This window comes from Bacillus sp. T33-2 (genome assembly GCF_002860205.1).
Taxonomy (GTDB): Bacteria; Bacillota; Bacilli; order Bacillales; family Cytobacillaceae; genus T33-2.
In genome coordinates this window covers 110,107-121,850 of the sequence record NZ_PGVB01000010.1, presented here as the reverse complement: position 1 = coordinate 121,850, position 11,744 = coordinate 110,107, and the positions used below count along the sequence as shown (strand labels likewise).

Annotated in this window: 13 protein-coding genes; 12 read left to right on the top strand and 1 reads right to left on the bottom strand. The window is 47.3% G+C overall.

Annotation, left to right across the window (positions count from 1 at the left end):
* Positions 1–29 precede the first annotated feature (29 nt).
* The 10 genes from def to spoVM all read left to right on the top strand — a co-directional run bounded on the left by def (position 30) and on the right by spoVM (position 9,044).
* Positions 30–515 carry a peptide deformylase gene (gene def / locus CVD19_RS07525; protein WP_101581238.1) on the top strand — a complete coding sequence of 162 codons (486 nt, stop codon included), beginning with the start codon at positions 30–32 and terminating at the stop codon, positions 513–515.
* Positions 512–1,468: a methionyl-tRNA formyltransferase gene (fmt, locus tag CVD19_RS07520; protein WP_101581237.1), complete on the top strand. Its 957-nt coding sequence runs from the start codon at positions 512–514 to the stop codon at positions 1,466–1,468. The genes def and fmt overlap by 4 nt, the downstream gene beginning before the upstream one ends.
* Positions 1,458–2,804, top strand: coding sequence for a 16S rRNA (cytosine(967)-C(5))-methyltransferase RsmB (gene rsmB, locus CVD19_RS07515; protein ID WP_101581236.1), 1,347 nt, complete (start codon positions 1,458–1,460; stop codon positions 2,802–2,804). The genes fmt and rsmB overlap by 11 nt, the downstream gene beginning before the upstream one ends.
* A 4-nt stretch (positions 2,805–2,808) precedes the next feature.
* The gene (gene rlmN, locus CVD19_RS07510; RefSeq protein WP_101581235.1) at positions 2,809–3,897 is read left to right on the top strand and encodes a 23S rRNA (adenine(2503)-C(2))-methyltransferase RlmN; all 1,089 of its coding nucleotides are present in this window, start codon (positions 2,809–2,811) and stop codon (positions 3,895–3,897) included.
* A gap of 6 nt (positions 3,898–3,903) precedes the next feature.
* The gene (locus CVD19_RS07505) at positions 3,904–4,650 is read left to right on the top strand and encodes a Stp1/IreP family PP2C-type Ser/Thr phosphatase (RefSeq protein ID WP_101581234.1); all 747 of its coding nucleotides are present in this window, start codon (positions 3,904–3,906) and stop codon (positions 4,648–4,650) included.
* 5 nt (positions 4,651–4,655) lie between these two features.
* On the top strand, positions 4,656–6,617 hold the full coding sequence (gene pknB, locus CVD19_RS07500; protein WP_101581233.1) for a Stk1 family PASTA domain-containing Ser/Thr kinase: 1,962 nt from the start codon (positions 4,656–4,658) through the stop codon (positions 6,615–6,617).
* Between the two features lie 18 nt (positions 6,618–6,635).
* Complete coding sequence (gene rsgA, locus CVD19_RS07495; protein WP_101581232.1) at positions 6,636–7,517, top strand: ribosome small subunit-dependent GTPase A; 882 nt, start codon at positions 6,636–6,638, stop codon at positions 7,515–7,517.
* A gap of 2 nt (positions 7,518–7,519) precedes the next feature.
* Positions 7,520–8,164, top strand: coding sequence for a ribulose-phosphate 3-epimerase (rpe, locus tag CVD19_RS07490; RefSeq protein WP_101581231.1), 645 nt, complete (start codon positions 7,520–7,522; stop codon positions 8,162–8,164).
* A gap of 58 nt (positions 8,165–8,222) precedes the next feature.
* A complete protein-coding gene (locus CVD19_RS07485) occupies positions 8,223–8,870 on the top strand; it encodes a thiamine diphosphokinase (protein ID WP_101581633.1) in 648 nt (215 codons plus the stop codon).
* 93 nt (positions 8,871–8,963) lie between these two features.
* On the top strand, positions 8,964–9,044 hold the full coding sequence (gene spoVM / locus CVD19_RS07480; RefSeq protein WP_003348972.1) for a stage V sporulation protein SpoVM: 81 nt from the start codon (positions 8,964–8,966) through the stop codon (positions 9,042–9,044).
* 146 nt (positions 9,045–9,190) lie between these two features.
* Here the strand turns inward: spoVM and rpmB are convergent, their stop codons facing one another.
* On the bottom strand, positions 9,191–9,379 hold the full coding sequence (rpmB, locus tag CVD19_RS07475) for a 50S ribosomal protein L28 (RefSeq protein WP_101581230.1): 189 nt from the start codon (positions 9,377–9,379) through the stop codon (positions 9,191–9,193).
* A gap of 300 nt (positions 9,380–9,679) precedes the next feature.
* Between rpmB and CVD19_RS07470 the strand changes: the two genes are divergently transcribed.
* Positions 9,680–10,042 (top strand): Asp23/Gls24 family envelope stress response protein, encoded by a 363-nt coding sequence (locus tag CVD19_RS07470; protein WP_101581229.1) that lies wholly within the window; start codon positions 9,680–9,682, stop codon positions 10,040–10,042.
* Between the two features lie 16 nt (positions 10,043–10,058).
* Complete coding sequence (locus CVD19_RS07465; protein ID WP_101581228.1) at positions 10,059–11,738, top strand: DAK2 domain-containing protein; 1,680 nt, start codon at positions 10,059–10,061, stop codon at positions 11,736–11,738.
* Positions 11,739–11,744 lie beyond the last annotated feature (6 nt).

Below are 11,744 nucleotides of genomic sequence, written 5' to 3'. Positions count from 1 at the left end.
TATATAGACATAAATGGAGGAAATAGCATTTGGCAGTTCGTAAAATCGTAATGTATCCGGCAGATGTCCTGGAGCAGAAATGTGAACCAGTCACTGTTTTTGATAAAAAGCTGGGAAAGCTCCTGGATGATATGTATGACACCATGGTTGAAAATGACGGAGTTGGTCTTGCAGCACCGCAAATAGGGATAAATAAACAGATTGCCGTTGTCGATATTGATGGTGAAGAGGGGACCATAGAAATGATAAACCCTGAAATCATTGGATCCTCGGGAGAACAGACAGGTGCAGAAGGATGCCTCAGCTTCCCGGGATTATATGGAGAGGTGACACGTCCGTATTCGGTGAAAATAAGGGCGAAAAACCGGAAGGGGAAAACATTTGAATTGGAAGCCGAGGAATTCCTCGCCCGGGCCGTCCAGCACGAAATCGACCATCTGAACGGCATCCTGTTCACTTCTAAAGTGACAAAGTATATTGAAGAAGAAGAATTGGAGGAGCTGTACAGCGAATGATCAAAATAGTGTTTATGGGTACACCCGACTTTTCTGTACCTGTCCTGAGAAAGCTTATAGAAGACGGCTACGATGTAATTGCGGCTGTCACACAGCCGGACAGGCCGGTCGGCCGAAAACGGGTAATGACGCCTCCTCCAGTGAAGGTCGAAGCTGAAAAACAGGGAATTCCGGTTTACCAGCCGGAAAAAATCCGCCAAAAGGAAGAACTGGACAAAATCCTGGCTCTTGCACCCGATTTAATCGTCACGGCAGCATTTGGCCAGATTTTGCCCAAGGAGCTGCTGGACGCGCCTAAATACGGCTGTATTAACGTGCACGCCTCACTGCTTCCGGAACTGCGCGGCGGAGCCCCTGTCCATTATGCGATCATGGAAGGGAAAGAGAAAACAGGGATTACGATCATGTATATGGCTGAGAAACTGGATGCCGGCGATATTTTGACCCAGACAGAGGTGCCGATTTCTGAAAACGACAATGTCGGCACCATGTTTGAGAAATTGAGCGCTGCCGGGGCACAGCTCCTCTCCGAGACAATCCCGCGCCTTTTAAAAGACGAGATTGTGCCTGTCCAGCAAAACGATGACGAGGCAACGTTTGCCAGGAATATCAAACGGGAGCAGGAAAGGATCGACTGGTCCAGGACAGGTGAGGAAATTTACAACCATGTACGCGGTATGAACCCATGGCCTATAGCTTATACGACGTTTAATGGCGATGTGATGAAAATATGGGCAGCTGAAAAAGTGCAGCACAGTGAAAATGCTGAACCAGGAAAAATCGTTCGCATCCATACTGATGGTTTTATCGTATCAAGCGGGAATGGCACAGCCCTTAAAATAACGGAATTGCAGCCTGCCGGAAAGAAACGGATGGCGGCCCGCGATTTCCTCAGTGGAACAGATTCATCCGCATTAATCGGCATTAAGTTAGGAGAGCAGCATGAAGGGTAAAAAGAATGTGAGGGAAGCTGCACTGGAGCTGCTGGAAGCAGTAGAAAAAAACCAGGCGTACAGCAATTTGCTCCTGAACAGCACGATTGAAAAAAATGAGATCAGCAAGAAGGACATCGGCCTGCTCACCGAGCTGACGTATGGAACCCTCCAGCGCAGGATGACACTCGACTTCTATCTGGATCCGTTCATCAAAAACAACAGGAAGCTTGAGAAGTGGGTTATGCAGCTGCTCAGGCTGACCGTCTATCAGATGGTTTACCTGGATAGGATCCCCGACAGGGCTGCCATTTTTGAAGCAGTCGAGATAGCGAAGCGTCGCGGACACAAAGGAATTGCCAGTGTTGTGAATGGCGTCCTGCGCAGCATCCAAAGGGAAGGGCTCCCTTCATTTGATTCATTGAAAGACCCGGCTGAAAGGATTGCGGCAGAAACGAGCCATCCACTTTGGATCGTTAAACGCTGGGTGGAGCAGTTTGGTTTTGACAGGACGAAAGAGATGTGTGAAATCAATCTGACAGCACCTCTCCAGACTGCGCGTGTCAACTTAACTAAAACAACGAGGGACGAATGCCTGGCATTGCTTGAGGAAGAGGGCTTTTCGGTTGAGGCTAGCCCAATTATCCCTGAAGCAATCAAATGCCTGCGGGGGAATCTTGCTTCCTCGGATGCCTTCAGAAGAGGATTGATCACCATTCAGGATGAGAGCTCAATGCTGGCAGCCTATGCTCTTGATGTGCAGAACGAGGAAAGGATCCTGGATGCCTGCGCTGCCCCTGGCGGGAAGTCTTCCCATATTGCAGAGCGGCTAGAGGGTACTGGACAAGTCATTTCGCTTGACCTGCATGAGCATAAGGTGAGGCTGATTGCCGACAATGCGGAACGCCTTGGCCTTTCCAACATAGAAGCAACGAAAATGGACAGCAGGAAGGCACCGGAACACTTTGAAAAAGAAACTTTTGACCGGATCCTGCTTGACGCGCCATGTTCAGGCCTCGGGGTGATGCGGCGGAAGCCCGACATGAAGTATACTAAAAAAGAATCAGACTTATCGCAATTGCAGGCGATACAGCTCACCCTGATCGAATCTGTTTCCCCCCTGCTGAAAAAGGGAGGAACACTTGTCTATAGTACGTGTACTGTGGACCGCTCGGAAAACCAGGAAGTGGTTGAACGGTTTTTACAAGAAAATCCAGGCTTTGAAGGGGATGAAGGCCTTGCGGCAAGGATGCCCGAGGCAGTCCGTTCCCTGATCCGTGGATATGATTTTCAGCTTTTGCCCCAGGACATTGGGTCCGACGGGTTCTACATTGCATGTTTAAGAAAGAAGGTGTAACAGCTTGGTACAACCAAATTTGAAGACGAAAACAACTGCAGAAACCAGGAAGCCTTCGATTTATTCGCTTCAGCTCAATGAAATGAAGGAATGGCTGAAGGAAAACGGCGAAAAAGCTTTTCGCGCCGAGCAGATTTTTGACTGGCTTTATAGTAAGAGGGTTACGTCGTTTGAGGAAATGTCTAACCTGTCGAAGTCATTTCGGGACCGGCTTGAAGAAAGCTTTACGCTGACAACGCTCAACACCGCCGTACAGCAGACTTCAGCGGACGGGACAATCAAATTTTTGTTTGAGCTGAACGATGGCGTGACGATTGAGACCGTGCTGATGAGGCATGAATATGGAAATTCTGTCTGTGTGACGACCCAGGTAGGGTGCCGGATCGGCTGTACGTTCTGCGCATCGACACTCGGCGGGCTAAAAAGAAATCTGGAAGCAGGGGAAATCGTGGCCCAGGTCGTAAAAGTACAACAGGCCCTCGATGAAACGGATGAGCGGGTCAATTCCATCGTCATAATGGGTATTGGCGAACCATTCGACAATTACGACGAAATGCTGAAGTTTTTAAAAATTGTCAACCATGACAAAGGCTTGAACATCGGTGCGCGCCATATTACCGTATCGACAAGCGGCATCATCCCGAAAATATACAAATTCGCTGATGAAAACATGCAGATCAATTTTGCGATTTCATTGCATGCCCCAAATTCGGAGCTAAGAAGCAGGCTCATGCCAATCAACCGTGCATACAAGCTTCCCGACTTGATGGAGGCTGTCAAGTACTATGTCAACAAAACAGGCAGGCGCATCAGCTTCGAATACGGATTGTTCGGCGGGGTCAATGACCAGGTCGAACACGCTGAAGAACTTGCGGATTTGGTGAAAGGCTTAAAATGCCATATTAACCTCATACCTGTCAATTATGTGCCTGAGCGGGATTATGTAAGGACACCAAGGGAACAAATCTTCAAATTTGAAAAGGCATTAAAAAACCGCGGGGTGAACGTAACGATCCGCCGCGAACAAGGTCATGACATCGATGCAGCATGTGGACAGCTTCGGGCCAAGGAGAGGAAAGAAGAGACGAGGTGAAAATGAATGAATGCTGTGTTCATGACAGACAGGGGGAAAATCCGCCTGCATAATGAAGACAATGGCGGAATTTTCATCAACCAGGACGGTTTGCGCCTTGCCATCGTAGCTGATGGCATGGGCGGCCACCGTGCCGGTGATGTAGCCAGCGAGATGACGGTCAGTCATTTAAAGGGTTTCTGGGAAGAGTCATCACAGATCCATACAGCAGAAGCAGCAGCAGCATGGCTTAATAATTCAATTTTAACAGTGAACAAGCTTCTCCTTGAGCATTCAAGGAAAAATTTGGAATGTGACGGGATGGGTACCACGATTGTGGCGGCCATTTGTACAAGGCTGTTTGCAACCGTTGCCAACATTGGGGACAGCCGCTGCTATATTTTGAATGAAACTGGGTTTAAGCAGATGACAGAGGACCATTCGCTTGTGAACGAACTTGTCCGGTCCGGCCAGATCTCAAGGGAGGACGCAGAGCACCATCCGCGCAAAAATGTGCTGCTCAGGGCCCTTGGAACAGAAGAAATGGTTGAAATGGATATCAAAACAATCACATTTGAAGAGGGCGATTTGCTTTTATTGTGCTCAGACGGCTTATCCAATAAAGTTAATCCCGCAGAGATGGAGGAAATCCTGAACCGGAATTCAGAGCTGGAAGAAAAAGCATTCGAACTAGTCAACCAGGCAAATGAATACGGCGGCGAGGATAATATTACCCTGGCCATCGTCGGATATTTAGACAGCGAGGGCAGGTGAAAAACATGATCATTGGAAAAAGAATCAGCGGCCGCTACAAAATTCTCGACATGATCGGCGGAGGCGGGATGGCCAATGTTTACCTGGCCCATGATATGATTCTTGACCGGGATGTGGCCGTCAAAATGCTCCGCCTGGACTTTGCGAACGACGAGGAATTCATCAGGAGGTTCCACAGGGAAGCGCAATCCGCGACGAGCCTGACCCATCCGAATATCGTAAGCATTTATGATGTTGGTGAAGAAGATGGCCTCTATTACATTGTGATGGAATATGTAGATGGCCAGACTTTAAAACAGTACATACACCAAAATGCTCCTCTGTCCGTCGAGGAGACAATAGACATAATGAATCAGTTGACCTCCGCGATTTCGCATGCACACCATAACCATATTGTCCATCGGGACATCAAGCCGCACAATATTTTGATTGATGGAAATGGAATTGTCAAAGTGACAGATTTCGGCATCGCGATGGCGTTGAGCGCAACGAGCATTACCCAGACCAATTCAGTCCTTGGCTCTGTACACTATTTGTCCCCTGAGCAGGCAAGGGGCGGCATGGCCAACAAAAAATCTGACATTTATTCACTTGGGATCGTGATGTTCGAGCTGCTGACAGGAAGGCTGCCGTTTTCCGGGGAATCAGCAGTTTCGATTGCGCTGAAGCATCTGCAGACAGAAACACCTTCAATAAAAAGATGGAATCCAAACATTCCGCAAAGCGTCGAAAATATTGTGCTTAAGGCAACTGCAAAAGATCCATTCCACAGATATGATGATGTGTATCAAATGGAGGAGGATTTACGGTCAGCCCTTGATCCCGACAGGCTGGATGAACCGAAGTTTGCAATTCCTGTAGATGACGATGCGACAAAGGCGATCCCGGTCATCACTGACGACAGGACAAGCAAAAACCTGGACCAGACACTTATCCACGGAAGAGACAACGGCCAGACATCAGGCAAGCCCTATGACAAAAAGCCGGACAAGAAAAAGAAACGTAAAAAATGGCCATTTATTTTAGTATTTGTATTTGCGCTCATGGCTATACTCGGGACCCTCCTTGTCACTATTGGTCCCGATCTGTTGGGTCCAAAGGAAATCAAGGTTCCAGATGTCGCCGGCGAAGAGCTCGCTGACGCCGTTGAGCAGCTGACGCTTGCAGGTTTTCAAATAGGGGAAAAAGAAAGAATAAGCCATGAAGAAATTCCGGAAGGCGATGTCATCAGGACCAGTCCCAACGCTGGCAGGATGGCCAACGAAGGCAGTGAAATCAAGCTTTATATCAGCAGCGGCAAAGAAAGGGTAACGCTCTCCAATTATGTTGACGGGAATTTTGAGGATGTTGAGCGCCGTCTGAAAGAGCAGGGTTTTAACAGCGTTACAGCCAACGAAGTGTTTGATGACAGCGAGGCAGGAACAATTCTGGAACAGGATCCAGAGGCCGGGGAAGAAGTGGTTCCCGGGGAGACAGATATGGAATTCACGGTCAGCAAAGGTCCGGAAATGGTAGAGTTGGAGAACCTGACCGGCTTTAATTACATCAGTGCAGAGGGATATGTAAAAGCAAACGGGCTTAAACTTAAAGTTGTCGGGGAAAAATTCCATGATACGATTGACAAGGAACATGTACTCACCCAGGATCCTCAGCCTGGCACAAAAGTAGCAAAGAACAGTACAGTTTCCGTAGTGTTATCTAAGGGTAAGCAGGCCAACCCAAAAACAGTCACAAGGGATATTGGCATTCCATATGACGCAACGAAGAATGGCCTGCCCCAGACAGTCCAGATTTATATTCAGGACATGAACAGGAACATAAATGTGCCAGACCAGACATTCGAAATCACGCAGACTGAAAAAAGGGTGCTGGAATTCCGCATTGCACCCGGGGGCACGGGAGCATACAAAGTAATGGTGGACGGCCAAGTAACAGACGAAGATGAAATCGAGTATCCGGAAGAATAAAAAACAAGGAGTGTGGCTATGCCAGAGGGCAAAATTATTAAGGCGCTGAGCGGTTTTTATTATGTTTTAGGTCAGGAAGGGATTGTCCAATGCCGCGGGCGGGGTGTATTCCGTAAAAACAAGGTGACCCCGCTCGTCGGCGATGACGTCGTTTTCCAGGCGGAAAATGATACTGAAGGCTATATTCTTGAAGTGAAAGAGCGCAAGAATGAGCTGGTCCGGCCGCCGATCGCGAACGTGGACCAGGCCATCCTCGTATTCTCAGCCGTCGAGCCTGATTTTAGCACCTCCCTGCTTGACCGGTTTCTTGTATTGGTTGAATACAACCACATCGAGCCTCTTATTGTCATCAGCAAAATGGACCTGATCGATGACGAGGAAAAGGCACAGATTGACAAATATGCATCAGAATACCGGCATGCTGGCTATAACGTGATTTTGACTTCCTCCGAGACAGCTGCCGGCCTGGAAGAACTGCACCCCTACCTAGAAGGGAAAATCTCTGTCTTTTCCGGCCAGTCCGGGGTTGGCAAGTCGTCCTTGCTCAATGCAATCCAGCCCGAACTGGATTTGAAGACAAATGATATTTCGTCTCATCTTGGACGTGGAAAACACACGACAAGGCATGTTGAACTGATAAAAGTAAGAACCGGGCTCCTGGCCGACACGCCAGGCTTCAGCTCGCTCGAATTTACGGATATTGAGGCGGCAGAGTTGAACTTTTGCTTTCCTGAAATAGAGAGGAAAAGTGAGGAATGCAAGTTTCGCGGCTGCCTCCATATGGCGGAGCCCAAATGCGCCGTTAAGCAGGCGGTGGAACAAGGCGAAATTCCAGAGTATCGCTATATCCATTACAAGGATTTTCTACAGGAAATAAAAGACAGGAAGCCGAGGTATTAATTATGATAAAAATAGCCCCCTCCATTTTGTCCGCGGACTTTTCAAAGCTGGGTGAAGAGATCAAGGATGTTGAACAGGGAGGTGCCGATTACATCCATGTTGATGTAATGGACGGCCATTTTGTCCCCAACATAACAATCGGGCCGCTCATTGTGGAAGCTATCAGGCCGCACACAAAGCTTCCGCTCGATGTCCATTTGATGATCGAAAATCCGGATATGTACATTGAAGCTTTCGCAAAAGCCGGTGCAGATTACATTACCGTCCATGTGGAGGCGTGCCGCCATCTCCACAGGACAATCCAGTTAATCAAGTCATATGGCATTAAAGCAGGAGTTGTATTAAACCCTGCCACGCCGGTTGATACGATCCAGCATGTGATCGAGGAGGTTGACCTGGTACTCTTGATGTCGGTAAACCCCGGATTTGGCGGGCAGAAATTCATATCGTCAGTACTTCCAAAGATCAGGCAGGTAAAGGAAATGGCTGCCGCGAAGGAAATCAATGTGGAAATCGAAGTAGACGGAGGCGTGAATGAAGAAACGGCCAGGCTTTGTGTGGAAGCAGGAGCAACCGTGCTTGTCGCCGGTTCCGCAGTGTACAACAAGGCCGACCGCAAAGAGGCAATTGAAGCATTACGAGGATAAGAGAATGCCAGCCGTTCATTGGTTGGCCTTTTTCAATAAATATAATACGGGTGACTCGATGAACATACATATTATGGCGGGGGGACCGCCTGAATTCGTCCCCGATTTACGGGCGTACAAGCAGGAGAACACAATCTGGGTCGGGGTGGACAAAGGGGTCCTCGCTTTACTTGATGCAGGTATAGAGCCTCAATATGCATTCGGTGATTTCGATTCAGTCACAGACGAAGAATGGCTGAAAATCGAGCGGCAAGTAACCAACCTTATAAGATTCAAGCCTGAAAAGGATGAAACAGACATGGAGCTCGCAATCAATTGGGCGCTTGAACAGGATGCAGGGACAATCCGCCTGTTCGGGGCGACGGGAGGGAGGCTGGACCATTTGCTTGCCAACATCCAGCTTCTCCTTAAGCCCCTGTTGCAGAATCTCGATGCAGAGATAGAAATGATAGACAACAATAACCATATTTATGTAAAAGGGCCTGGTGTGCATTCCATCGCAAAAATGCCCAGCCGCAAATACATTTCTTTTGTCGCTGTGACACCTTCCGTATCAGCGCTCACCCTGAAAGGGTTCAAATATCCACTAAATGGTTGTAATATTCCTCTCGGCTCAACACTATGTATAAGTAATGAACTTATAAGCGATTATGGTACTTTTTCATTTGAGGAAGGCATATTATTGGTGGTAAGGAGCAGTGACTGAAAAGTTCTATGCACAAATAACAGTGAGCTTTGAATAGGATAGCAAGGGAGGAAAAATCAAGGCGGGTTTGCAAGAGACGTGAGGAGGGACATTATGAAATTCTATACAATCAAGCTGCCCAAATTCCTGGGCGGCCTCGTCCGTGCTATGTTGGGTGCTTTTAAAAAAGGCTGAAAAGATAATGTAGATTCCATATCGATGCCAGGCATAGCTTCCTGGAAAATAATTGGCACCCGGCGAAAGGGTGCTTTTTATTGTTTTTAAAAGCGGCCATAAAGGGCAAAGATGAAAAAAGACACCCAACAATGGGTGTCAGCGTATTACACGCGTTCAACTTTTCCGGATCTAAGAGCTCTTGCAGAAACCCAAACACGCTTTGGTTTTCCGTCTACAAGAATTCGAACTTTTTGAAGGTTTGCACCCCAAGTACGCTTGTTTGCATTCATAGCGTGGGAACGTGCGTTACCTGAACGGGTTTTTCTACCAGTCACTACACATTTGCGTGGCATATTTATTTCCCTCCTAACTAACAGAAGCTAAGCTATTTTTGATGCAATTTTTTGCATGATTGCAAGAACTGCGAATGAAATAGTAAATTCGAGTCCCTGACATCAAAAGGCACTTTAATAATTTATCACACAACCAAACCGAATGCAATAGTTACGGATAAGTCTTTCAAGAAAAAAACCTTGACATATGCCGCGGATTCTTGCTCAATAATAAGATGGGGGCAGAATGACTTTTAAAAAAATGACGTCTATAGTAAAATAGCTGTAGCCACGTGCAATTTTCCAAAGGGGGAACGATCCATGTCCATCGAGCTAAAAACGAAATACGGGCAAATTGATATATCAAATGATGTAATTGCCACGATTGCAGGCGGTGCAGCAGTTGATTGTTACGGCATTGTCGGGATGGCTTCCAAAAATCAGATAAAAGACGGATTAACCGATATTTTGCGGAAAGAAAATTTCACCCGCGGAGTAGTCGTTCGCCAGGAAAACGAAGAAGTACATATTGATATGTATATTATTGTTAGTTATGGAACGAAAATTTCCGAGGTTGCCAACAATGTTCAGTCCAAAGTAAAATACACTCTTGATAAAACAGTTGGACTGGCTGTTGACTCGGTAAACATTTACGTTCAGGGAGTTCGTGTAACGAACCCGTAGTGAGGAGGAAAGGTTTGTGTCAATTAAAGTTCTAGACGGAAAACGTTTCGCGGAAATGGTCATCCAGGGCGCCAACCATTTGTCGGCGAATGCCAAAATGGTCGATGCATTGAACGTTTTTCCTGTTCCTGATGGAGATACCGGGACAAACATGAATTTATCAATGACTTCAGGTGCAAAGGAAGTTAAAAATAACGTCCACGATCATATCGGCAAGGTCGGTACAGCATTGGCGCGAGGCCTTTTGATGGGCGCCAGGGGCAATTCGGGAGTCATTCTTTCACAATTGTTCAGGGGTTTTGCCAAATACATCGAACAAAAACAGACCGTTTCTTCGAAAGATTTCGCAGCAGCACTTGAAGCAGGGGTTGAAACAGCGTACAAAGCTGTCATGAAGCCTGTGGAGGGAACCATTTTAACGGTTGCTAAGGATGCCGCCAAAAAAGCGGTGCACAGCGCGAAAACCAGGGAGGATCTCGTCCTTTTAATGGAGGATGTCCTGAAAGAAGCAAAGGCTTCTTTGAACAGAACCCCTGATTTGCTCCCAGTGCTAAAAGAGGTTGGCGTGGTTGACAGCGGCGGACAGGGACTGGTGCTGGTGTATGAAGGCTTTCTTGCTGAATTAAAGGGAGAAAAACTTCCTGACTCGCCAGCTGCGCTTCCAGACATGAATGAACTCGTCAACGCCGAGCACCACAGAAGTGTCCAAGGCCATATCAATACTGAAGACATTGAATTTGGCTATTGTACCGAATTCATGGTCAAACTGGATGAAAAACTTTTTGAAGGAAAGCCATTTTCCGAAGAACAGTTCCGTCAGGATTTAAGCCAATTTGGTGATTCTCTCCTCGTTATTTCCGATGATGATCTTGTCAAGGTCCATATACATGCCGAACAGCCGGGAGAAGTGTTGTCCTACGGCCAGAAATATGGAAGCCTGATAAAAATGAAGATAGAAAATATGCGTGAACAGCATTCCAGCATCGTCGGGGAAACCAGTCCGCTCAGGACCGATGCCAAAGAGGCGAAGAAGGAGAAGCAGGAATACGGCATTATCACAGTGTCAATGGGAAGCGGAATAGCCGACCTGTTCAGGAGCATTGGTGCGCATGCGGTAATTGAAGGCGGGCAGACAATGAATCCGAGCACTGAAGATATCGTAAAAGCAATAGAAGAAGTGAATGCACGGAAAATCATTATCCTTCCCAATAATAAAAACATCATTATGGCTGCCCAGCAGGCCGCTGAGATGGCAGAAGGGGAAGTAGCCGTCATTCCATCAAAAACCGTCCCGCAGGGAATGTCTGCACTGTTGGCCTTTAATCCGGCAGCTGGACTGGACAGCAATGCAGCTGCAATGACAGATGCTCTTGGTCATGTAAAGACAGGCCAATTAACGTTTGCAGTAAGGGATACCAGCATTGACGGACTTGAAATCTCGAAAGGCGATTTTATGGGGATAGCTGACGGGAAAATCATCTTGAAGGATAAAAATAAGCTGAGCGCAGCAAAAGAACTCCTTTCCCAGATGCTTGACGAGGATACTGAAATCCTTACTATCCTGCAGGGGGAAGATGCTTCAACGGAAGACCTGGACGAACTGGTTGAGTTCGTTGAAAAAGAGTTCAAGGACGTTGAAGTCGAAGTGCATAATGGTGGACAGCCTCTATATGCGTTTATTTTTGCAATCGAGTAAGAGAGG